General features: G+C 69.4%; 19 protein-coding genes. 8 read left to right on the forward strand and 11 right to left on the reverse strand.

Going from position 1 to position 23654, the window contains the following annotated elements; all coding sequences use genetic code 11:
• Positions 1–11 precede the first annotated feature (11 nt).
• Positions 12–602, reverse strand: a complete 591-nt coding sequence (locus tag ELQ90_RS02300; RefSeq protein ID WP_128493639.1) for a TetR/AcrR family transcriptional regulator — start codon at positions 600–602, stop codon at positions 12–14.
• A 191-nt stretch (positions 603–793) separates the two neighbouring features.
• Between ELQ90_RS02300 and ELQ90_RS02305 the strand changes: the two genes are divergently transcribed.
• From ELQ90_RS02305 to ELQ90_RS02330, 6 genes are all read left to right on the forward strand, one after another.
• Positions 794–2044, forward strand: a complete 1251-nt coding sequence (locus ELQ90_RS02305) for an aminotransferase class III-fold pyridoxal phosphate-dependent enzyme (RefSeq protein ID WP_128493640.1) — start codon at positions 794–796, stop codon at positions 2042–2044.
• Between the two features lie 98 nt (positions 2045–2142).
• Complete coding sequence (locus ELQ90_RS02310; RefSeq protein ID WP_128493641.1) at positions 2143–3759, forward strand: ABC transporter substrate-binding protein; 1617 nt, start codon at positions 2143–2145, stop codon at positions 3757–3759.
• Positions 3760–3829: 70 nt separating this feature from the next.
• Positions 3830–4843 carry an ABC transporter permease gene (locus ELQ90_RS02315; RefSeq protein ID WP_128493642.1) on the forward strand — a complete coding sequence of 338 codons (1014 nt, stop codon included), beginning with the start codon at positions 3830–3832 and terminating at the stop codon, positions 4841–4843.
• The gene (locus ELQ90_RS02320; protein WP_128493643.1) at positions 4840–5715 is read left to right on the forward strand and encodes an ABC transporter permease; all 876 of its coding nucleotides are present in this window, start codon (positions 4840–4842) and stop codon (positions 5713–5715) included. Before ELQ90_RS02315 ends, ELQ90_RS02320 begins: the two co-directional genes overlap by 4 nt.
• A 186-nt stretch (positions 5716–5901) precedes the next feature.
• Positions 5902–6264, forward strand: a complete 363-nt coding sequence (locus ELQ90_RS02325; protein WP_128493644.1) for an ArsR/SmtB family transcription factor — start codon at positions 5902–5904, stop codon at positions 6262–6264.
• Entirely contained in the window at positions 6261–7316 is a 1056-nt protein-coding gene (locus ELQ90_RS02330; protein WP_128493645.1) for a cation diffusion facilitator family transporter, read from the forward strand. Before ELQ90_RS02325 ends, ELQ90_RS02330 begins: the two co-directional genes overlap by 4 nt.
• An 18-nt stretch (positions 7317–7334) precedes the next feature.
• On the opposite strand, the gene ELQ90_RS02335 is transcribed toward ELQ90_RS02330, so the two are convergent.
• The gene (locus tag ELQ90_RS02335) at positions 7335–9020 is read right to left on the reverse strand and encodes a dipeptide ABC transporter ATP-binding protein (RefSeq protein ID WP_128493646.1); all 1686 of its coding nucleotides are present in this window, start codon (positions 9018–9020) and stop codon (positions 7335–7337) included.
• Between the two features lie 154 nt (positions 9021–9174).
• Between ELQ90_RS02335 and ELQ90_RS02340 the strand changes: the two genes are divergently transcribed.
• Entirely contained in the window at positions 9175–9999 is an 825-nt protein-coding gene (locus ELQ90_RS02340; RefSeq protein WP_128493647.1) for an aldo/keto reductase, read from the forward strand.
• A gap of 47 nt (positions 10000–10046) precedes the next feature.
• On the opposite strand, the gene ELQ90_RS02345 is transcribed toward ELQ90_RS02340, so the two are convergent.
• The 9 genes from ELQ90_RS02345 to ELQ90_RS02385 all read right to left on the reverse strand — a co-directional run bounded on the left by ELQ90_RS02345 (position 10047) and on the right by ELQ90_RS02385 (position 22236).
• Positions 10047–10328, reverse strand: coding sequence for a hypothetical protein (locus ELQ90_RS02345; RefSeq protein ID WP_128493648.1), 282 nt, complete (start codon positions 10326–10328; stop codon positions 10047–10049).
• Positions 10329–10561: 233 nt separating this feature from the next.
• On the reverse strand, positions 10562–11752 hold the full coding sequence (locus tag ELQ90_RS02350) for a M20 metallopeptidase family protein (RefSeq protein WP_128493649.1): 1191 nt from the start codon (positions 11750–11752) through the stop codon (positions 10562–10564).
• Positions 11753–11828: 76 nt separating this feature from the next.
• Positions 11829–12683 carry an ABC transporter ATP-binding protein gene (locus ELQ90_RS02355; protein WP_128493650.1) on the reverse strand — a complete coding sequence of 285 codons (855 nt, stop codon included), beginning with the start codon at positions 12681–12683 and terminating at the stop codon, positions 11829–11831.
• Entirely contained in the window at positions 12680–13732 is a 1053-nt protein-coding gene (locus ELQ90_RS02360; RefSeq protein WP_243695961.1) for a FecCD family ABC transporter permease, read from the reverse strand. Before ELQ90_RS02360 ends, ELQ90_RS02355 begins: the two co-directional genes overlap by 4 nt.
• The gene (locus tag ELQ90_RS16780; protein ID WP_208020546.1) at positions 13729–14772 is read right to left on the reverse strand and encodes a FecCD family ABC transporter permease; all 1044 of its coding nucleotides are present in this window, start codon (positions 14770–14772) and stop codon (positions 13729–13731) included. Before ELQ90_RS16780 ends, ELQ90_RS02360 begins: the two co-directional genes overlap by 4 nt.
• Positions 14769–15791, reverse strand: coding sequence for an iron-siderophore ABC transporter substrate-binding protein (locus tag ELQ90_RS02370; RefSeq protein ID WP_128493653.1), 1023 nt, complete (start codon positions 15789–15791; stop codon positions 14769–14771). The genes ELQ90_RS16780 and ELQ90_RS02370 overlap by 4 nt, the downstream gene beginning before the upstream one ends.
• Positions 15792–15947: 156 nt before the next feature.
• Positions 15948–19160 (reverse strand): glycoside hydrolase family 38 N-terminal domain-containing protein, encoded by a 3213-nt coding sequence (locus tag ELQ90_RS02375; RefSeq protein WP_128493654.1) that lies wholly within the window; start codon positions 19158–19160, stop codon positions 15948–15950.
• Position 19161: 1 nt separating this feature from the next.
• Positions 19162–20973 (reverse strand): class I mannose-6-phosphate isomerase, encoded by a 1812-nt coding sequence (locus ELQ90_RS02380; protein ID WP_128493655.1) that lies wholly within the window; start codon positions 20971–20973, stop codon positions 19162–19164.
• 195 nt (positions 20974–21168) lie between these two features.
• Positions 21169–22236, reverse strand: a complete 1068-nt coding sequence (locus ELQ90_RS02385; protein ID WP_128493656.1) for a LacI family DNA-binding transcriptional regulator — start codon at positions 22234–22236, stop codon at positions 21169–21171.
• A gap of 166 nt (positions 22237–22402) precedes the next feature.
• Between ELQ90_RS02385 and ELQ90_RS02390 the strand changes: the two genes are divergently transcribed.
• Entirely contained in the window at positions 22403–23650 is a 1248-nt protein-coding gene (locus ELQ90_RS02390; protein WP_243695962.1) for an ABC transporter substrate-binding protein, read from the forward strand.
• The last annotated feature ends 4 nt before the right edge of the window (positions 23651–23654 follow it).

The raw sequence follows: 23654 nt of genomic DNA on the forward strand, positions 1-23654 counted from the left end.
GCTGGTTGCGATCAGGCGCGGATGCGGGCGAGGAACGCGTCGACGAGCGAACGCTGCACATCCGGCCTCATGTTCTCGGGGTAGAGCACGGCCTGGACCGAGATGCCGTCGATCAGGACGAGCAGTTCGTTCACGGTGAGGGTGATGTCGAGGTCGGCGCGGAGCGCTCCGGCGTCGCGGGCGGCGGTGAGGCCGTCGGTCCACCAGCCGCGTGCGACGACCATCGAGTCCGCCCGCACCTCGGCGAGCGCCGGGTTCGTGATCGCCCGCCCCATGTAGCTGAGGTCGATGAGCGCTTCGGTCCGGCGCTCATCGTCGAGTGGCATCGCCTCGTGCAGCATCTCGCTCAGCAGTTCGAACGTGTCGAGCCCCGCCGCCCGCTCCGCGACGCGGTCGTAGACGCGCTGATAGGCGAGCTTGTGCGCCTGGATGAGCACGTCGTCCTTATTCGTGAAGTAGTGCGCGAGTGCCCCGTTCGAGACGCCGGCGGCCTTCGCGATCTCGCGCACGGTCGCCGCCTCGAGTCCCTGCTGGCTGATGACCCGCCACGTCGCTTCGAGCACGGTCGCCCGGCGCTCGTCATGGTCCACGATCTTCGGCATGCGGCGTGCCTCCCCTCCTGTGCCAGCGTTCGACGCGACTCCATCGTCGCAAGTGTTTTCGGACGCTTGCCCTATTTAACCTACCCGTAACGGGATCGAAATCTATTTCGGACGCCTGTACCAAAAACTGGATGCACCGGACGACGCGGAGTGCCGCGCCCCCTGACCGGCTCCCAGCGAGAAGGACCCTCATGACGATCGAGACCATGACGCCGTTGCTCAAGCCCGTCGATGCCGCCCTGCGTGAACGCGCCGCCCGTGTGATCCCCGGCGGCATGTACGGCCACCTCAACGTGACGCTGCTGCCCGCGTCCTACCCGCAGTACTACCGTTCGGGCGACGGCGCCCGCCTCACCGACGTCGACGGCAACGAGTACATCGACTTCATGTGCGGCTTCGGCCCGATGATCTCCGGCTACAAGAACCCCGTCGTCGAGGCGGCCGCCGCCGCGCAGCTCGCGGAGGGCGATGCCCTCGGAGGCCCCACCCCCCGCATGGTCGAGCTCGCGGAACTGCTCGTCGACACGGTCGGCCCGGCCGACTGGGCGATGTTCGGCAAGAACGGCACCGACGCGACGAGCCTCGCGGTCACGATCGCCCGTGCCGCGACGGGGAAGCGCAAGATCCTCAAGGGCACGACGGCGTACCACGGCGCCAACGCCTGGTTCAATCCGAACCCGCTCGGCTCGACCCCCGAGGACCGCGCCAACATCATCTACTTCGAGTTCAACGACATCACGTCGCTCGAGGCGGCGGCGGCCGAGGCCGGAGACGACCTCGCGGGGATCATCGTCTCGCCGTTCAAGCACGACGGGCCCGCCGACGACCAGCGCCTCGCCGACGTCGAGTTCGCCCGGGCCGTCCGTGCGATCGCGGACCGCAACAGCGCCGTCCTCATCATGGACGAGGTGCGAACGGGCTTCCGCCTCGTCACGGGCAGCGCGTGGGAGCCCCTCGGCGTCGCCCCCGACCTGATCGCGTACAGCAAGGCCATCGCGAACGGCTACGCGCTGTCCGCCGTCGTGGGCATCGACTCCCTCGCGCAGGCCGCCTCCGACATCTACGCGACGGGGTCGTTCTGGTACTCGGGTGTGGCGATGGCCGCGGCGATCGCGAACATCGGCCTGCTCCGCGAGACCGACACGCCCGCCTACATGGACCACGTCGGCACGCTGTTCCGCACGGGCCTGCAGGCGCAGGCGGAGGAGAACGGCTTCGAGATCGTGCAGAGCGGACCCGCCGTGATGCCGTACCTGCGGTTCGTCGGCGACACCGACTACGCGACGGCGCTCGCGTTCTCCGGCGCCGCGGCCGCCCGCGGGGTGCTGCTGCACCCCGTCCACAACTGGTTCCTCTCCACGGCCCACACGGAAGCGGACATCGCCGAGGCGCTCGAGCGCACAGCCGACGCCTTCGCGGAGACGCGCTCCGTCATCGGCTGACGACGACCGTCCCACTCGGCCACCTCGCTCCATCACCCCGCTCCACCCGACCAGCTCCATCCCGACCGGCACCTGATCGACCTGACGAGGAGTAACCCGTGAACCCTGCACCACAGCGAACCCGACGCCGGTGGAGGGCCGTCGCGACCGCGACGGTCGCCGTCGCGCTCGCCCTGACCGGTTGTGCCGGTGGAGTCCCCGCGGCCACGTCGGGCGATCGTCCGCTCGTGATCGCGCGGGCCATGGACCTGACGACACTCGACCCGCAGCGCGGCTACTGCGACACCTGCCAGATCCTCTACACCGCCCTGTACGAACGGCTCGTGACGATCGACCCGGCCGACACGTCCACGGTCCTGCCCGGCCTCGCGGAGTCGTGGGAGGCCAACGCCGACAACACCGAATTCACGTTCCACCTCGACACCGACGCGGTCTTCTCCGACGGGTCGCCCGTCGAGGCCGCCGACGTGAAGTGGAGCTTCGAGCGGCTCGTCAACCTGCAGGGCTCCGCCTCGTTCCTGCTCGCGGGACTCACGGGCATCGAGACGCCGGACGCCGAGACGGTCGTCGTCTCGTTCGAGAACCCGAATTCCGCGTTCCTCGCGATCGTGGCCGCGCCGTACCTCGGCATCGTCAACAGCGAGGTCGCCGAGGAGAACGGAGCGAGCGCCGCGGCCGACGCCGCGACGACCGACGACGCCGAGGGCTGGTTCCTCGCGAACTCCGCCGGCAGCGGCCCGTACACGCTCACCGACTACACGTCGGGAGAGTCCGTCGAGCTCGCCGCGAACGAGGAGTACTGGGGCGACGAGCCGGAGTTCACCTCCGTCGAGATGAAGGAGGTCACCGACTCGAGCTCGCAGCTCCAGCAGTTGCAGCAGGGCGACGTCGACATCGCGATGCAGATCTCGCCGGACGCGCTCGCGCAGCTGGAGGGGAACGAGGCCATCGCGACCGAGATCGTCGACTCCTTCAACTACACCTACATCGCACTGCTGCCGGCGGCGCCCGGCGGAGAACCACTCCAGGACGTGCGCGTCCGCGAGGCGATCCGCATGGCCGTCGACTACGACGGCCTCGTGGACACACTCGTCGCCGGCTACGGCAAGCTCCAGGGTTCGCCCATCCCGAACGGCTTCGAGGGGAGCGAGGAGGTCGCCCTGCCGAGCTACGACCTCGACGGGGCGAAGGCGCTGCTCGAGGAGGCCGGGTACGCCGACGGCTTCACGCTCAGCGCGACCTACCCGAAGCTCGTCGCCTACGGCGTCGACCTCGACCTGCAGATGCAGGCGATCCAGCAGGACCTCGCGGAGATCGGCGTCACGCTCGAGCTCAACCCCACCGACTTCAGTCAGTGGGCCTCCACGATGGGCGGCGAGGGCACCCCGGTGACGGCCGTGTACTTCGCGCCAGACCACACCGACTCGAGCCAGTACATCCAGTACTTCGGCAACATCGATCAGGGCGGCCTCGTGAACCCGTGGACCGGCTCGGTGTCGCAGGAGCAGACGGACCTGCTCGCCCAGGCGCTCAGCCAGTCGGGCGATGAGCGCGTCGCGACCTACCAGGCGCTCGCCGAGTCGATGGCGGCCGACGCCTTCGTCCTCCCCATGGTCAACCCGCAACTGATCCTCGCCTACGCGAGCGACATCAGCGGGGTCGCATACAGCCCGTGCTGCAACCTCGAGATCGGGCAGCTCGGCCTCAGCGGCTGATCGACGGGCGGGCGGAGCGCACCCCCTCAGTGCTCCGTCCGCCTCTTCCCCCGTCCCCACTGGAGACCACATGACCCGCTTCGTCCTCCGTCGCCTCGCGATCGTCCCGCTCCTGCTCCTCGGGCTCGTGACGATCGCGTTCGTGATCTCCCGCCTCATGCCGGCCGACCCGATCGCGGCGATCGTCGGCGAACGCAGCATGAACAACCCCGAGGTCGTGCAAGCGGCTCGGGAGCGCTGGGGGCTCGACCAGAACGTCGTCGTCCAGTACGTCAGCTACATCGGCCGTCTGCTCACGGGTGACATGGGCACGTCGTTCCAGACCCGTGCAGCCGTATCGAGCGATCTGGCCGAACGCCTGCCAGCCACGCTCGAGCTGACGATCCTCGCCCTCGTCATCGGCGCCGTCTTCGGCACGGTCCTGGGGGTGATCTCGGCGAGCCGGAAGGACTCCTTCACGGACAACGCGGCGCGCGTCTTCGCCCTGCTCGGCTCCTCGCTCCCCGTCTTCTGGACGGGCCTGCTCTTCCTCTTCGTCTTCTACGCGCAACTCGGGATCGTGCCAGGGCCCGGTCGGCTGTCGGCGCGCGTCGAGGCTCCTCCGCACGTCACGGGCTTCTACACGATCGACGCCCTCCTCTCCGGGAACGTCCCGCTCTTCGTCGACGCCTGGGCGCATCTCCTGCTCCCGGCCTTCGTGCTCGCGTGGGGACTCATGGGAACGATCAGCCGGCTCGTGCGTGCCGCGATGCTCGACGAGCTTCACTCCGACTACGTCCGGACGGTGCGCGCGAAAGGCATCGCCGAGTCCGCCGTCATGCGACGCCACGTGCTCCGCAACAGCCTCACTCCCGTGGTCACGATCGTCGGCTTCGCGTTCGGTTCGCTCCTGATGGGTGCCGTGCTCGTCGAGCAGATCTTCTCGTGGAACGGGATCGGCTCGTATGCCGTGGAGGCCGCACGAAGCCTCGACTACCCCGCCATCAACGGCGTCACCCTCCTCGGCGGCGTCATCTTCCTGCTCGCGAGCCTCGCGACCGACCTCGTGTACGCCGCGATCGACCCGAGAGTGAGACTCGCATGACGGCAGCATCCGGTATCGCCGGTTTCGGCACCACGTCGATCGCCGCGCTGCGCTCCGTGCGCTCTTCGGCGTGGATGAGGCCGCAGATGGTGTTCGGGTACGTGATCGTCGCGTTCTGGCTCGTCCTCGTCGTGTCCGTGCAGTGGATCGCACCGTTCGATCCGCTCGCCTCGGTCGGGCAGCGGTTGTCCCCTCCGAGCGCGGCGCACTGGTTCGGAACGGACGCGCTCGGTCGCGACGTCCTCAGCCGCGCCCTCTACGGCGCACGGTATTCGTTGCCCATCGCGCTCGTGTCGATCGTCGCGTCGGTGCTCGTCGGCAGCGTGCTCGGCGCCGTCGCGGGCTACGTCGGCGGTCTCGTCGACGCGATCATCATGCGCATCGCCGACATCACGATGTCGTTCCCGGCGATCCTCCTCGCGATGGCGGTCGCAGCGGCGCTCGGCCCGGGGCTCGACAACGCCGGGGTCGCGATCATCATCGTGTGGTGGCCGATCTACGCGCGGCTCATGCGTGGTCAGGTGCTCTCGATCAAGGAGCGGGAACACGTGGAGTCGGCGGTGGCGATCGGGGCGTCCCGCAGCCGGATCCTGTTCCGCCACATCATCCCGCACGCCTCGACGCCGACCCTCGTGAACGCGACGATGGACCTCGGCCAGATCGTGCTGCTCGTCGCGTCACTGTCGTTCCTCGGCCTCGGCGCGCTGCCTCCGACGCCGGAGTGGGGCGCGATGATCACCGAGGGGGCGAAGAACTTCTACCAGCCGTGGATCGCCGCGGCTCCGGGCCTCGCGATCGTCTCGATCGTGCTCGCGATCAACTTCATCGGTGACGGCCTGCGCGACGCCCTCGACGTGAAGGCGCGCCGCTAGTCGCTGCCCCTCGGTCCGTCCGCTCGGAGACGGACGCCGGTGCCCATGGTGGACGCCCACCGGTCGCTGAGCTCGTCGAAGGGTGGTGACCGCGGGCTTCCGCGCCCCGCTTCGACAGGCTCAGTGACCGCGTGGTGACGTTCTCGTTCGCAGCGCGGTCGACGATCGACGTACTAATATCTGCGCATGGATGCAGATAATGAGGCGTGCGGTCGCAAGCCCGAGAGCCCGTACGTCGAACTCGCCGTCGAGGTGTTCTCGATGCTCGCCGACGCGACGCGCGTGCGCATCATCCTCGCCCTCAAGGAGAGCGGAGAGCTGTCCGTGAACGCGATCGCCGGGATCGTGGACAAATCGCCCGCAGCCGTCTCGCAGCACCTCGCGAAGCTCCGGCTCGGTCGCATGGTGAGCACGCGGCAAGACGGCACTCGCGTGTTCTACCGCCTCACCGACGAGCACGCAGGGCGGCTCGTGACCGACGCGATCTTCCAGGCGGAACACGCGCTCGGCGGAACACCGCACCACCACCGCGAGGAGGTGGATGCGTGATCGATCCGCATCGCCACGGCGACGACCGCCATCATCACGATCACGATCACGGACATGGACATGGACACGCCGACGGGCACGGGCACTCGCACGGCGACGGCGTGCGCGGGTTCCTGCGTGAGCTGTTCGTTCCGCACACGCACGACCCCTCGGATGCCGTCGACGACGCTCTCGAGTCGAGCGTGCAGGGCGTCCGCGCGCTGAAGATCAGCCTGTGGGTGCTGCTCGCGACGACGATCCTGCAGTTCGTCGTCGTGCTCGTGAGCGGGTCCGTCGCGCTGCTCGCAGACACGGTCCACAACTTCTCGGACGCCCTGACCGCCGTGCCGCTGTGGATCGCGTTCGTGCTCGGCCGTCGGGCCGCGACGCGACGATACCCCTCCGGCTTCGGGCGGGCGGAGGACCTCGCCGGCCTCTTCATCGTGATCGTCGTGGCGCTGTCAGCGGTCGTCGCCGCCTGGCAGTCGATCGTGCGGATCATCGACCCGCAGCCCATCCAGAACCTCGGCTGGGTCGCCGTCGCGGGCGTCATCGGGTTCATCGGGAACGAGGCCGTCGCGATCTACAGGATCCGGGTGGGGAGGCGCATCGGTTCGGCGGCGCTCGTGGCCGACGGTGTGCACGCCCGAACGGACGGGTTCACCTCGCTCGCCGTCGTGGTGGGAGCCCTCGGCGTCGCGCTCGGCTTCCCGCTCGCCGATCCGATCGTCGGGGTCCTCATCTCCATCGCGATCGTCGTCCTGCTGTGGGGGACCGTGCGGAGCGTCGGTCGCCGGCTCATGGACGGCATCGAGCCCGACCTGGTCGACAGCGCCGAACACGCGATAGGCCATGTCGACGGTGTGAGGGGGATCGACGCCGTCCGCTTGCGCTGGGTCGGACACCGCGTCCACGGCAGCGTCATCGTGCGCGTCGACGATGCCCCGTTCCACGAGGTCGAGTCGATCGTCGGCCGCGTGGAGGAGGAGATCCGCGAGCACGTCCCGCACGCCGACCTGCTCCACGTGAGCGCGACGACCGGTGCGCGGCGGACGGAGACGGCGGCTTCCTGAAGCACCCGACCGGAGCGCTCACACGGCGAGGCGCGCCCCCGGGATGGCTCCGAGCAACTCGCGCGTGTACTCCTCGCGAGGCGACTCGAAGAGCTCGTCGGGCGTGCCCGACTCGACGATACGGCCGCGCGACATCACATGGACGTAGTCGCTGATCTGACGGACGACCGCGAGGTCGTGACTGATGAAGAGGTACGTCAGGCGGTGCTCGCGTTGCAGGCGAGCGAGCAGGTCGAGGATCTGCGCCTGCACGACGACGTCGAGGGCCGACACCGCCTCGTCGAGTACGAGTACATCGGGCTGGAGTGCGAGAGCGCGGGCGATCGCGACGCGCTGCCGCTGTCCGCCCGACAACTGGTGCGGATACCGGTCCGCGGTGTCGGCGGGGAGGGCGACCTCCTCGAGCAGTGCGAGCACTCGCTCGGCGCGCTCTGCAGCGGTGCCGATGCCGTGCACCACGAGCGGCTCGGCGATCGTGGCGCCGACCGTGAAGAGCGAGTCGAGCGATGCGAACGGATTCTGGAACACCGGCTGCACGCGGCGGCGGAATGCCGTCAACTCCACCTTCGAGAGCGACGCGACGTCACGGCCGTCGAAGACGACGCTGCCGCGGGTCGGTGCGTCGAGCCCCAAAACGAGCCGAGCCGTCGACGACTTCCCGGATCCGGACTCGCCCACGATCGCGACGGTGCTCCCACGCGGGATGTCGAGGGTCGACCCGGCGACGGCCGCGAAGGTGCGCGGGCGTCCGAAGGCCGAGTCGCGCACCGAGTGCTCCTTCACGACGTCGGTGAGGGTGACGATCGGATCACCCGTCGCGCCGGATTCCGCGTACGGGGTGACGGCACGCGGGACGCCGCGGCGCACAGCGAGGGCCGGCGCCGCATCGAGGAGCTTGCGCGTGTACTCGTGCTGCGGGTCCCCGAGGAGCTGAGCCGCGGGACCGTGCTCCACGATCGTGCCGCGGAACATCACGAGGACCTCGCTCGCCCGCTCGGCGGCGAGGGCGAGATCGTGCGTGATCATGAAGAGGGCGGTGCCCATCTCCGCCGTGAGTTCGTCGAGCCGGTCGAGCACCTTCCGCTGCACCGTCACGTCCAGGGCGCTCGTCGGCTCGTCGGCGATGAGCAGTTTCGGTCGGCAGGCGAGACCGATGGCGATGAGCACGCGCTGCCGCATCCCGCCGCTGAACTCGTGGGGGAACTGGCGGAACCGGCGCTTCGGCTCCGGGATCCCGACGAGGTCGAGGAGTTCGATCGCCCGCTTCCTCGACTCGCGCGACGACGTGCCGTGGGCTTCGAGCGCCTCGACGATCTGCGCACCGACGCGGTGGACGGGGTCGAGGTTCGACATGGGGTCCTGGGGCACGAGCCCGATGCCCGCCCCGCGCACGCGCGTGAGCTCTCGAGCGTTCGCCGTGACGAGGTCGCGCCCGTCGAAGAGGATGCTGCCCGAGTCGATGCGAGCGTTGGGTGCGAGCAAGCGGTTGATCGCCGCCGCAAGGGTGGATTTCCCCGAGCCGGACTCGCCGACGACGGCGAGCGTCCGGTGCGCGGAGAGATCGAGGCTCGCGTTCGAGACGGCCGTGTGCCGCCCTCGCGCGGTGCTGAAGGAGACGGTGAGATCACGCACGCTGAGGAGCGGAGCGGGGTCGGCCGATGCGGCATCAGGGACCGTGGGCGCGAGCAGCACGTTATCGGACATGGGTCCAAAATAAACTCTGCATGTTTCCAGGGCGTGGGCTCGTGTTACCGGCGCGTTTAATGTCGCGGCCGATGTCTCATCTCGCCCTCGGTCACAGGCGGCCGCGTGCTACATCTGTTTTAGGACGCTCGTCCGAAAAAACTGAGGAGGTCCCATGTCCGCCCCGATCGTCGCCCCCGTCCACCCGATCCTTCGGATGCCGCTGCTCGGTCTCGGCGTCTTCGACATGGACGACGAGACCACGGCCCGCATCGTGTCGACCGCGATCGGGCTCGGCTACCGATCGATCGACACGGCCGCGATCTACGGCAACGAGCTCGGCGTCGGCGAGGGGATCCGACGCTCGGGGATCGACCGCTCCGAACTCTTCGTCACGACCAAACTCTGGATCGACGCGCACGACGAGGTCGCGGCGGTTCGCGCCGCGGAGCAGTCGCTCGAGCGCCTCGGGCTCGACCACGTCGATCTCTACCTCATCCACTGGCCGTACAGCGCGGGTGGGCGGCACCGCGACGCCTGGCGGGGGCTCGAGGCGGCCAAGAAGGCGGGCCTCGCTCACGCGATCGGCGTCTCCAACTTCTCGCCTGAGCAACTCGACGACCTCGTCGCACTCGGCGGGGAGGTGCCGCTCGTGAACCAGATCGAGGTCCACCCCTTCCACACCCGGTCAGCAGAGCGCGCGGTGCACGATGCCCTCGGGGTCGTCACCGAGTCGTGGTCGCCGCTCGCGCGCGGCCGGGTGTTCGGCGAACCGCGACTCGCGAGCATCGCCGCGAAGCACGACGTGTCGGTCGCGCAGGCCGTGCTCCGCTGGCACGTGCAGTCCGGTCTCGTCACCGTGCCGAAGTCGGCGGACCCGGGCCGTCTCGTCGAGAACCTCGACGTGTTCGACTTCGTCCTCGATGAGGACGACATGACAGCGATCGACGCGCTCGACCGTGGCGAGAACATCGAACCGGACTACTACCGGCTGGCCTGAGCGGCCCCATCGTCCATTCGGCGAGAGGTGCCCGCCGGCCGTGCGTATCAGAGGGCGAGCAGGTCCGAGGTGAGGTCCCATTCGCCGGCGAGTGCCGGCCCGGTGCCGTCGGGCGAGACCGAGGCGACGCTCGACTTGCGTTGGCCGCGGACGAGAGCGTCGATTCGCTGCGCCGAGAGCGACGCCTGCGCGACGCGGACGTCCTCGTCGGAGACCTCCCAGTCGAAGCGCGCCCCGAGCTGCACCCGGTACTCGTCCGAGAGGTGCCCGAGCAGCGCGTCGGCCTTCATCGTCGCCATCCACACCGCGTCTCCGCTGCGTTCACCCATCGTCGACGCCTCCTCGTACTGAGGAGACGGACGGAAGGCCGGATCGTGACGGCGCGCAGCATCGTCCTGGGGTGTGAGAGCGGGTGTCACGACGAGAGACACTACCAGCGCGAGAAGTCGAGGGGGACACCCGCGTCTGAGGGGTGTGGGATCCGATGACTCGTCACCGCTTCGCGCCCGCAATCCGCGGGTTTTGACGTTTCCGAGCGCTGGAGGGCGTCCGCCCCGGCGGGTCAGGCCGCGCTCGCCCCGAGGTGCGAGAGAGCGAGGGCCGCGAGCGCCGCCGCCTGGTCGCCGAGGACCGAATCGTCGAAGAGGACCCGCGGCGAGTGGTTGTAGGCGACCGTCGCGGGATCGAGTTCCGGAGGGGTCGTCTGCAGGAAGATGAACGTTCCCGGCACCTCGTGCAGCACGAACGAGAAGTCCTCGCTGCCCATCCGCGGTTCCGGCATCGTCTCGACCCGGCCGGGACCGAAGACGTCGCTCAGGGTCATCATCGCCGCAGCGGTCGTGCCGGGGTCGTTCGCCGTCACGGGGTAGATGGTCTCGAACCAGACCTCGGCACGGCAGCCGTGGGCCGACGCGATTCCGGACGCGATCCGCTCGGTTTCGGTCGCGAGGGTCTCGAGCGCCTTGTCCGAGAGCGCCCGAACGGTCGCGCCGAGGCTCGCCGAGTCCGGGATGACGTTGATCGCCTCGCCGGCCGACAGCTGCGTGACGGTGAGCACCACCGGGTCGAAGACGCTGAAGCGGCGCGTGACCATCGACTGCAGCGCCGACACGGTCTCGGTGAGGGCGGGGACCGGGTCGAACGCGCTCGACGGCTGGGAACCGTGGCCGCCCTCGCCGATCATGCGGATGCGCAGCGTGCTCGACGACGCCATCGCCGGGCCGGGCCGCATCGAGAAGACGCCGTTCGGGCCGGGGATCACGTGGATGCCGTAGGCGGCGACCGGTCGCTCTCCCGCCGCGTCGAGGACGCCCTCGTCGATCATGATCTTCGCGCCGCCGTAACCTTCCTCGCCGGGCTGGAACATGAAGATGACGGAGCCGTGGAGCTCGTCACGGCGTGACGCGAGGAGGCGCGCGGCGCCGACGAGTCCCGACGTGTGGAGGTCGTGTCCGCACGCGTGCATCGCACCGTTCGTCGAGGCGAAGGGGAGGCCCGTCTCCTCCCGGACGGGCAGGCCGTCCATGTCACCGCGGAGGAGGACGTTCGGTCCCTCGTGTGCCCCTCGGAGCACCGCGACGATCGACGTGGTGTCTGTGCCCGTCGTGATCTCGAGTCCGAGGCCCTCGAGCTCCGCGAGCACCGCCGCTTGGGTGTTCGGCAGCTGGAGCCCGACCTCGGGCGCGGCGTGCAGCGCGCGACGGAGCGTGACGAGATCGGGGAGGAGAGCCTGGGCGTCAGTGGTGATCGACATCGAGTGGGGTCCCTTCGGAGATTCCTCAATGTTTCCACACGAGGACGGGCGTCGGTCGCGAGGACGGCGGGTCTCGTCAGTCCGATGCGGGGTGGCCCGCCGGTCCGTCGGCGGCATCCGGCCCGCCCCTGTCGACCATGTGGTGGCGGCCGATCGGGAGCATGAGCGGCTTTCCGGAGGTCGGATCCGTGATGACGGCGGCGGAGATGCCGAACACGCTCTCGATCAGCTCCGGGGTGAGGATCGTCTCCGGTGAACCCGATGCGTACACCTCCCCGTCCCGCATCGCGACGAGGTGGTCCGCGTAGCGCACGGCGAGGTTGAGATCGTGGAGCACGATGACGATCGTCGTTCCTCGTCGCCGGTTGAGGTCGGTGAGGAGATCGAGCACCTCGACCTGGTGGCTGACGTCGAGGAACGTCGTCGGCTCGTCGAGGAGCAGGATGTCGGTGTCCTGTGCGAGGGCCATCGCGATCCATACGCGCTGGCGCTGGCCGCCCGACAGCTCGTCGACGGCGCGATCCGCGAGGTCCGCGGTGTCGGTGGCGATGAGCGCTTCCGCCACGGCCACATCGTCGGCCCGCGACCAGCGGGTGAACATGCCCTGGTGGGGGTGCCGTCCCCGCCCGACGAGGTCCGCGACGGTGATGCCCTCTGGTGCGATGGGCGACTGGGGGAGAAGTCCGAGCGTCCGCGCGAGCTCCTTCGCGGGCATCCCGTGGATGGACCGGCCGTCGAGGACGACCTGCCCGCTGCGCGGTGGCAGGAGCCGTGACATCGAACGGAGGAGTGTGGACTTGCCGCACGCGTTCGGTCCGACGATGACCGTGATGGCCCCAGCGACGAGGTCGAGGTCGAGGTCGCTGATGATCGTCGTGTCGCCGTATCCGACGGTGAGATCGGTGGCGGTGAGAGCGTGGGCGGTCGTCACAGGGATTCTCCGGAGCGGTTCGTTCGGATGATGAGGTACACGAGGTAGGGCGCGCCGAGCACCCCGGTGACGATGCCGACCGGGTAGCGCAGGTTCAGGACGTTCTGACCGACGACGTCGCCCGAGAGCACGAGGAGTGCTCCGACGAGCGCCGCCGGGACGAGGAGCGACCCGTGTGGGCCCACGATGCGCGCCGCGATCGGCCCCGCGAGGAAGGCGACGAAGGCGATGGGGCCCGTCGCGGCCGTCGCGAAGGCGATGAGTCCGACGGCGGCGATCACGACGACGAGCCGCGTCCGCTCGATCCGGACGCCGAGCGCGGAGGCCGCATCCTCGCCGAGTCTCATCGCATCCAGGTCGTGGCGACGGCTGAGCAGCACAGGGCCGAGGACGAGGAGCGCGATGAGTGCCGGGAGCGTCTGCTCCCACGAGGCTCCGTTGAGGCTGCCCGTCAGCCAACGGAGGACGGCTTGCAGCTCCCACTGGCCGGCCTGGGAGAGGACGTACTGCGTGGCGGCCTCGAGCATCGCGGCGATGCCGATACCGATCAGGATGAGCCTCGTCCCGGCCGACCCGGCCTGGTGTGAGAGGACGTAGATCACCAGGGTGACGAGGAGTCCCGCGGTGATCGCGAAGACGGAGACGGCGGTTCCGCTCAACCCGAGGACCACGATCGCGAAAGCCGCCGCGGCGCTCGCGCCCGCGGAGATGCCGATGATGTCGGGGCTCGCGAGCGGGTTCCGGAGCATCGTCTGGAAGGTGACCCCGGCGATCCCGAAGCTCAGGCCCACGACGATGGCGAGGACCATGCGGGGAAGGCGTAGCCTGCCCACGGTGAAGGAGGCCCCGTCGACGTCCTGACCGAGCACCACCCGGGCCACGTCGGTCACGCTGTAGACGGTGTTCCCGATCATGAGGGATATGGCAGCGACGGCCATGATGAGCACGGCGAGGATCGAGATGACCACGACGCGTCGCCTGGCCCGCACGGCCTTCGAGCGCGAGACGCTCGCGATGACGGCGTCGAGCGATGGTGCCGTCGCGGTCACAGCGAGCTGACTTTCCGACGGCGGACGATCGCGATGAACACCGGCGCGCCGAGGATGGCGGTGATGATGCCGACATCGACTTCGCCGGGCCGCGCGACGATCCGTCCGAGGACGTCGGAGGCGACGACGAGCCCTGCGCCGACGACACCGGAGAACGGCAGGAGCCATCGGTGGTCGACGCCGACGAGGAGTCGGCAGGCGTGGGGCACGACGAGCCCCACGAAGGCGATCGGACCGGCGATCGCGGTGGCGGCCCCGCAGAGGAGGACCGCTCCGAGGGCCGCGACCGCGCGCGTGACGGCGACGCGTTCACCGAGGCCCGTCGCGAGTTCGTCCCCCAACGCGAGCGAGTTCAGACGTCGCGCCGACAGGAGGCTGACGAGGACGCCGACGGCGAGGAATGGGGCCATCTGGCCGATGCTCGTCCAGCCGGCTCCTCCGACGCCACCGATGAGCCACGAACGCACGGTTCCCGAGATGTCGCCGCGTGGGAGGGAGATCGCGGTGACGAAGGACGCGAGAGCGGCCGAGGTCGCGGCGCCCGCGAGCGCGAGCTTGAGGGGCGTGGCCCCACCGCGTCCGAGCGAGCCGATGGCGTAGACGAATACGGCCGCGACACCGGCGCCGACCGTCGCCACCCAGAGGTACCCCGTCGCCGTCGACAGCCCGAACCACGCGATGCCCACGACGATCGCGAGGGACGCACCCATGTTCACGCCCAGGATCCCCGGGTCGGCGAGAGGGTTGCGAGTGACGCCCTGCATGACCGCTCCCGCGAGGCCGAGTGCGAGGCCGACGACGAGAGCGAGGACGGTGCGGGGCAGCCGCTTCGCGACGGCGGCCTCACTCGTGTTGTCGACGGAACCGCCGATCGCCGCGACGACGTCCGCGATGCTGACGTCACGGGAGCCGATGACGACCGAGGCGAACGCCAGGAGGGCCACGACGGCGACCGCGATCCCGAACCAGAGCAACCGCACGCGCGCGGGGCGCCGTCCGACGACGACGCCCCGCGCGTTCTCGGTTGCTGCCCGGGTCACTGGACCTTGGCGGCTGCGTCGGCGAGCAGGGCGAGGTAGTCGTCGAGCACCCACGAGATCGCGAGGGGGGTCGGGTTCGCGGCGGTGCCGAGGGGTCCGGCTCCGTCGAGCGACACGATGGCCCCGTTGGCGACGGCGGGCATCTGCGCGAGCAGGGGGTCGCTCTCCAGGGTGTCGACGAGCGCATCGTCCCCGTAGGTCACGATGATCTCGACGTCGTCGAAGACGTCGACCTGCTCGGCACTGACCTCGCCGGAGAACTCGCCGCTCGCCGACGCTTCCTCGACGCTCGCGGGAGTGGTCATGCCGAGGTCGGAGAAGAAGGCGGCACGCGTGTCGTTCGCGGTGTAGAAGTTGACGGTGCTGAGGTCGGACGGGTCGACGTGGGTGAGGAACATGGTCGACTTCCCGGTGAGCTCCGGGTGCTCCGCCACGGAGTCCTCGATCTCCTGCTCGATGCTCGCGACGAGCTCCGCACCTTCCTGTTCCATGCCCATGCCTTTGGCGTTGAACTCGATGACGTCGCGCCAGGACGTGGCCCACGGGGCCTCGGGGTATGCCACGACGGGAGCGATCTCCGTCAGGGTGTCGTAGTCCTCCTGCGTGAGGCCCGAGTACGAGGCGAGGATCACGTCGGGGTCCGTGTCGGCGACGGCCTCGAAGTCGATGCCGTCGGTCTCGTCGAACAGCACGGGGGTCTCCGCGTCGAGCTCGTCGAGCTTCTCCTTCACCCAGGGCAGCAGTCCGTCGCCGTCGTCGTCGCCGAAGTTCGCGGCGGCCATGCCGACGGGGACGACGCCGAGGGCGAGCGGGACCTCGTGGTTCGCCCACTGGACCGTCGCGACGCGCTCGGGCTTCTCCGTGAGCGTCGTGGTGCCGAGGGCGTGCTCGATCGTGATCGGGTACCCCTCCGTGGACGCCGCGCCCTCGGATTCGGAGGTCGTGCCGCTGCCGCACGCGGAGAGAAGAAGGACGGCCGCCGCTGCGACCGCAGCGGCGGAGACATGACGAGAACGCATGGAGAACTCCTGGGAGGGTGAGGGAGAGCGCCTCGAACGCGTCCGCAGTGCAGCGCGTGCTTAGGTGAGGCTTACCTTCGCTACCCTAGCAACAGGGAGGGTGCGCGCGCACGCACCCTCCCTGTCCCCGGTTCCGCGGAGGGGATCCGGACGTCGTCACGGCAGGGTGAGGATCACCGCCGCAGGGCTCAACCGGGGGATCTCGACCGTCACCGTCGATCCGCTCACCGCGAGCGGTTCGCGCTCCTCGCCGAGGAACGTCGCGCGGATTGCGGACGTGATGCCGCCGGGCACCTCGACGCCCACCGAGACGGGAGCGTCGACGAACGACTGCAACCGCACGAGGAGACGTCGATCACCGATCGCGTGCGCCGCGACGAGTCTCACGCGAGGGTCACTCACCGTGAGGAGCGATCGCTCCGCGACGGCTTCCGCTCCGGTCCCGGCGGGAGCGTTCGCCTGCACGACGACGGGCGGGTGCACGAGGGCGGCGCTCGCCGCGACGGCAACCTCTTCGACCGACGTGGATGCCTCGCCGGAACCCACAGGGCTCACGCCGATCGCGTAGGAGAACGTCGTCTCGAACGCCTGTCGGACGGGGAAGTTCGTGTCCCACACGTTGTTGTGGACCCACGAGAGGATCGTGCCCGGCTCGTACGGCGACGTGCTCGCGGGGAACGGCGCGTACGGCAGTGCGATCACGCCACGCTCGACGAGCGGGACGTCCTTCGTGACCCACGCGACGGCGCCGTCCGCCGACTCCACCGTGACCCAGTCGCGGACAGCGCGCATGTGCTGCGGGGCTCCGGGGACGTGCTCGAGACCGTCGCCCGTGACGCCGCCGCTCACCTCGTACCGCACGACCGGGTCGTCTCCCGCGAACGGGAACGCGAAGAACGCGCTCTCCTTCGCGTCCGTCATGTCCTTCGCGACGCGGTTCTCGATCACGAGGGCCGGCTCGCCGTGCCGCAGCCGCAGCGTCACGCGCACCCACTCGGTTCCCGCCGCCGGGTACTCGTAGACGAGCCGCTCCTCCACGGCGTCCGACTCGCGCTCGATGAGCGCGGCGGGACGCGCGCGCCACCGGTCCCCGAGCAGTTCGAGCTCGTCGGAGGTGGACGTCTTATTCGATTGGTGATTGAAGCCGCCGGCGCTCGTGTACAGGTCGTAGATGTACTCGTTGCCGCCGAAGAGCGAATCCGGGTTGAGGAGTTCGCGGCCCGTCGAGAGCTCGACGATCGACGCGATCCGCGACATCGAGAGGTCGACACGCACCCGCAGGTGCTCGTTCTCGATCACGAGCGGATCGGCGACGGACGTCGATGCCGCTGTCGCCGACTCGGGCTCACCGTCCGTCGTGCGCAGATCGATGCGCACGAGACCGACGGGAGGGAGGGATCGCACCCGCGCCGTGACGAACCGGCCCGCCTCGCGGTGCTCGTGGTTGCTCTGCGCCTCCTCCACGTAGGGGAGGGACTCGCCCGTCCGTCCGTCGTGGAGGGTGAACGACGTGGCCATCGGCACCGTGCTCTCCCGCACGAAGATCCTCACGGCGGTGTCGCGTTCGATCGCCGTCGTGTTGACGGCGTAGAAGCTCGCCCACGCACCGTCCGCTACCCCGAGGTCCGCTCCGAGGAACGCCGATGCGCGCTCGAGGTACTCGCCGGCCTTCTGCTGCGCGACGATCGAGTTCGCGACCTTCCACTGCCACTGCACCTCGCCCGAGTCGAAGCCGTGGTCGGAGAACCGCCACGAGTTGCCCGCGCCCCACGTGTGCTCGTTGAACATCGAGATCGTGCGGTACACGTCCTCGGACTGCTCGGCTTCGCCCGGGAGGTCGGCGCCCGTGAGGAGCGTGCGGACGGCCGACACCGTCTGCGCGTCCGTCACCTTGGCCTGCGCGTCTCGCACGAGCGTCATGGGATAGGCGGCCGATCCGACTCCCTCGACCCACCAGTCGCCCCAGTCGCCCTCGAAGGTCTGGATCTCGTCGCCGAGGCGCGCCTCCGCGTCCTCGAAGAAGTCGGCGTTGGTGGAGATGCGGATGGACGGCGAGAGCCACGTCTCGTTCCACTCGCGCGCGATGTCGGCGGCGCGACGGCGGGCCGGCGCGTTGTCCCCCACGAAGCCCTGCGTGCGCAGGTGCACGACGTCCCACGGGTACGGCGTGCGATCGACCGCGTGGGCCGTGCCGTGCCAGCCGAAGACGCCGGGAGGGAACGGGTACGGGTTCGCGGCGAGCGACTCGAGGTAGACGGGGAGGTGGTCCTCGACGGCGGAGTAGTCCTGGTGGAACCCGAGCAGCGGCCCCTCCATGTACGCCATGCCGTGCGGGCTGTCGGTGAGCCACACGAGAACAGACTTGCCGGACGGCGCCGCCCAGCGGAAGAGCCGGGGGAGGAGCTGCCCGCCGTTCAGCTGTGGCATCGAGCGGCCCGCCCAGTTGTGGGCCACGGCGAGGTACTTCACGTCGTTCTCGGCGAGGGCGTCTGGGAGGCCGACGACGGTGCCGGGGACGTCGGTCTGCATCGCGGACGGGATCGGGATGTCATACTGCGCGGCGATCCGTCGTGCGGTGCGCAGCAGTTCGTGGAGCTCGTCGGTCGAGCACGTATCGGTGTGGAGGTTGTAGGGGAGTGCCGTGAGTTCTGCCCGCCCCTCTCGCACGTAGCCGACGAACTCGTCGACGAGGTGCTGCGGCCGGGACTGCGCCCAGCTCTCGAACGTGAAGATCGACTCGACGACCCAGCGGAAGCGCTCGCCGTCGAGCTCACCCTCCGAGTCGCGCAGCAGTTCGAGCGCGGAGTCGAGGAACGAGCGCTGGTGCGCGAGCACGATCGCCTGCGGGTCGGTGTAGCCGATGTCGAAGTGGGAGTGGTGCACGACGTGGATCGTCCAGTCGCGAACGGGGAGCACGGTGAAGGTCAACTCGGTATCGGCGTCGAGGGACGGCACGACGAGTCGCATGACGGTGTCCGACTCGACGGCCGGCACGAAGAGGCGGTAGGCGCCGCGGGGGCCGTCCTCGACCCGGACGTCGACGTCCTCGCCGTCCGCGGTGCGGAGGGTGAGTCCGCTCACGTCGATGACGGTCGCGTCGTCGACGGTCCCGGCCTCGACGTCGAGGGCGATCCCGCCGTGCTGCACCGCGGATCCGAGCGAGATGGGGCGGTGGATGTCGCCGATCTCGAGGCGGATCGCCTGCTCGCGCGCGCCGTCGCGCCCGGCGCGGACGAGCTGTTCCGGGATCACGCGGACGTTCTCGCCACCGACGACCTCGGTCGCGGCGGCCGCAGCGGAGAAGAGGCCCGCGCGTGCTCCCGTGTCGGTCCACGGTCGAGCGGCGATGAGTGCCTTTACCTTGCTCATGTCATTCCGTTTCTGTGGTGTCGTGCGTTGCGGTGGAATCGGGTGTCGTGCCCGTACCGGCGACGAAGGCCTTCACTGTCGCGAGGCGCCGTCCGACGCTCTCGCCGTGGGGCCGGATCGTGTACGGGCCGACCGCGGCGGGGACGATGAAGGTCTCGGCGTAGTGCACGACCCAGGGCTCGAAAGCGCCGACGGGGCTCTCGACGATCGCCTCGTCCCCCTCGACGAGGTTGAGCACGTTGACCGTGCCGTTCGTGTCGTGCGGGACCACGTCGGTGAACCAGTGCCGCCGCACGTCGATGAACTCGAACTCGTGCAGTCCTGTCCGCTCCTCGACCCAGCCGTGGCCCTCGCCGATCGGCTCGACGCGGTCGACGAGATTGTGCGTCGTCCACTCGGTGTCGCGGTCCCACTGGATGTTCGCGGCGGCGTGCTCGAGGTGGATGGGACGGGGCCGACCGTCGAGGCCGACGCGGCCCCAGTCGTGCATCTTGAACGTGAAGATGTAGGGCGTCGCGGAGATCTCGAGCACCATCGAGTCGGCGCCGGAGCAGTGCACGGTGCCGGCGGGGATGAGGAAGTGATCGTGCTTCCGCGCCGGGAACGTGTTGACGTACGTCTCGGCGGGGAAGCCGGTGGAGCCCGTCGCTGCCGCGTGGAGGTCGGCGAGCATCGCATCGCGGTCCACGTCGGTCTTCACGCCCAGGTACACGACGGCATCGTCGGAGGCGTCGAGCAGGTAGTAGCTCTCGTCCTGCGTGTAGTGCATGCCGAACGTGTTCTGGATGTAGTCGGTGAGGGGGTGCACTTGGAGCGAGAGGTTGCCGCCGCCGACGGTGTCGAGCATGTCGAAGCGGATGGGGAACTCGGCGCCGAAGCGCGCGAAGGTCTTCTCGCCGAGGAGCTCGCGCGGGTGGCGGAAGACGAGGTCGATCGCGGGGATCTCGACCGTGTCCTCTCCCGACGCGATGAGCAGGCTGTTCTCCTCCGGGACGCAATCGAAGCCCCATGCGAGGTTGTCCTCGCCGGAGATGCCGAGGTTCTCCTTCATCCACTGCCCGCCCCAGACGCCGGGATCGAAGAAGGGCACGACCCGGAAGGGGCGCGTGACGGCGAGTTCGAGCGCCGCGCGGAAACCGTCGCCCGTGAGGAGCCGGGCCTCGGTAACCGAGTCGTTCGTGTCGAGCACGAAGTCGAGTCGCTCGAAGAGCGAGCGCTTGTGCCGGTCGGCGACGCGCCACTCGACGAAGAAGCCGCGCTTGACCTTCCGGATCGCGTCCTCGTCGCCGTTGCGGGCCCGCCAGTTCGGTGCGCCGGCGCGCTGCCGGCGCTGGATCTCCCAGCGGGCCAGGTCGGCGAGCACGACGACGTCGAAGGGCACGGGCGCGAGCGTCGCACCCCACCCGATGACGATGCGGCGCCCGCTCGCGGCCTCGATGTCAGCGGCAGCGCGGTCGAGTTCCGCCGGGTCGTAGAAGTCGCGCAGCGTGTGGTGACTCATGACGCCGAAGACGCGGTCGTCGGTGAGGTTGCCGTCGATGAGGGCGTCGATGCGCTCGGGGGAGAGGGCCGCGAGCTCCTCGATGTCGAAGATCGTCGCGTCCGGGAGGTGCCGCTCGATCTCGGCCCGGAGGGCGGGGAGATCGACGCCGGGGTACGTGTCGACGGCGATCGATCCGCCGTCGCCCGCTTCGGCCGCGATGCGCGCCCATGCGTCGGCGCCGCGCCGGACATCGTGTCCGTCGGGGAGCGGGATCGTCGGTCGCGGGTCGTACGCCGCCGTGCGGCGGAGCGCGGATGGGTGAGAAGCCATGGCCTCCCTTTCGCCTGTTTCGTCGTTGAAGAGACGGGGTCGATGTGGTCGCCGGAGGGTGGTAGTCGGCGCTCGGGCCCGAAGCGTTGGTAACGATATCAGTCGATGCGTGACCGCACCAGACCGATCTGGATCGCGGCGCTCGATACGGTCCTGAGTCCGTCGAAGGGTCGGCGGGCTCGAGGGCCGGAGGGATCAGAACAGGTCGCGGAGGGTGACCGGGAGTTCGAGGACGCGCGGCTCGACGGGCTGTGCGCCGCCGTCTAGCCGATCGAAGAGCATCGCGGCGGCGCGGCGCCCGAGGTCGCCGGCGTCGTGGTCGACGATCGAGAGTCGCACGGGGGCGATGTCGGCGAAGTCGAACGAGTCGAAGCCGGCCACGCGGATGTCGTCGCCGCCGCCACCGGCCCCGGTCCCGGCCGTCGCGCGGCGCCGTGCGACGATCGCGCGGATCGCGCCGACCGTGTTCCGGTTGTTCGCGCTGAAGACGGCGGTCGGGGGATCCGCCAGGTCGAGGAGCTCGGTCATCGCCCGTTCGGCCGAGCCGACGTCCTGCTGTCCGACGCGGATGAGCTCCTCGTCGGGCGTCAGCTCGAGCGCTTCGTGGGCGACGGTGAAGCCCTCGAGTCGGCGGCGACCCGTGAACACCGAGCGCTGGCCGAGGTACGCGACGCGGCGGTGCCCCTCGGCGAGGAGCGCGGCCGTCGCGGTGCGAGCGCCCTCGACGTCGTCGATCAATACGGTGTCCGCCGAAACGCCCCCGACCGCGCGCGAGGCGAGCACGACCGGCACGCCGCCGAGTCGTTCGAGCTGGAGGTGGGCGGCGTCACCCGCACTGGAGGGAACGACGATGAGTCCCTCGACGCGTCGGCCGATGAAATCGGCGACGAGCTGCTTCTCGAGGTCGGCGTCCTCGTTCGAGTTGCCGACGAGGATGCGCCGACCGTGCGCCGACGCGATCTCCTCGACACCTCGGAGCATCTCCGCGTAGTAGGGGTTGGCGATGTTCGTGATGGTCACGCCGACGAGCCCGGAGCGGTGGCCCGGCCGGAGACTGCGCGCGTTCTCGTTGCGGTGGTAGCCGAGCGTCTCGACCGCGCGGGCGACGCGCTCCTGCACTTCGAGCCGCACGTTCTTGCCGCCGGAGAGGACGCGCGACACGGTCATGGGGCTCACGCCGGCCTCGAGCGCGACGTCGTGCACCGTCGGATTCGACGAGCGACGGGTGGGCCGTTTCGCGTCTCCGGGCTCCGAGGTCGTCATAGCGCCACGGTATACCGAAGGGGCGGGGCCGGGCCGGCGGGAATCGCTCTTGTGGCCCTTCAGGGCCCGTGTTACTGTGCGTGTGTTTGGTAACGATAACAACCCGGCCCCGACCGGATGCACCGCACCTGCCATCACCCCATCTGCTCGAACAAGGGAGTTCAGCGTGAGATTCTCCAGAAGCGCCGCGACAGCGGCCGTCCTCGTGCTCGGCGCCGCCGCGCTCTCCGGGTGCTCGACCGGCGGCTCCGCCGCCGACTCGGGCGAGCTCGTCTTCATCACCGACAAGACGTGGGACTTCGATTCGTTCTCGAAGGAGTCGAAGAAGGACATCGACATCGCGTTGAAGACGTCCGCCTACGCGGACCAGGAGGCCTTCCAGGCCTTCGTCAAACAGTCTTTCCGCACCAACAAGAGCCCGGGCCTCTTCACGTGGCACACGGGCGGGCAGCTCGAGGAACTCGTCGCCGAGGACCTCGTGGCGCCCACGACCGACATCTGGACGGAGGCCGTCGAGAACGGCGACGTCGCCGAGTCGGTCCGCGACCTCTACACGGTGGACGGCGAGCAGTACTGCACTCCCATCAGCGTGGACGACTGGGTCATGTACTACGACAAGCGCACCTTCGAGGAGTACGGCCTCACGGCGCCCACTACGTGGGACGAGCTCATGGCGGTCTCCGACACGCTCGTCGACAACGGCGTCACGCCGTTCTGGAACGCCGGCGGCAATCCGTGGGCGTTCGTCTGGTTCCAGATCCTCGCAGCCGGCACCGATCTCGATCTCTACACGGGCCTCACGACGGGCGACGTGAAGTTCACCGATCCCGAGGTCGTCGAGGTCATGAACATCTGGCTCGACATGAAGGAGAAGGGCTATTTCACCGACCCGGGTTCGAAGGTCGCCGCAGAGACGCAGATGAAGGACCAGGAGGTCGCGATGATCCCGTTCGGCACCTGGTACGCGAGCACGCTCACGACGGTGGGCCTCGAGAGCGGCACCGACTGGGGTGTCTTCCCCATCCCGAACGTGAACCCGGAGCAGGAGACCACACCCGTCGCCATCGAGACCGCCCCGGCCTGCACGGCCGAGAACTCGCCGCAGAAGGAGGTCGGACTCGAGTACGCCGAGTGGTGGATGTCGTCCGAGGCGCAGACCGCGTGGAGCGAGCAGGAGGGAAACCTCCCGTACAACCCGAATGCCGAGGCGTCGACGGAGGAGTTCCAGGCCATCGCGACGGAGTTCGCCGACCCGAGCTACGAGTTCTACCTGCGCTGGTACGAGGCGGCCCCCGCGCCGATCCTCACCGCATCCCTCGACCAGTTCACCGGGTTCATGACGAACCCCGGCGACCCGACCCCGTACCTCGAAGGCATCCAGCAGGTCGCCGACGAGTACTGGGCCGGCAACTGACGAC

Source organism: Labedella phragmitis (genome assembly GCF_004078635.1).
Classification (GTDB): Bacteria; Actinomycetota; Actinomycetes; order Actinomycetales; family Microbacteriaceae; genus Labedella; species Labedella phragmitis.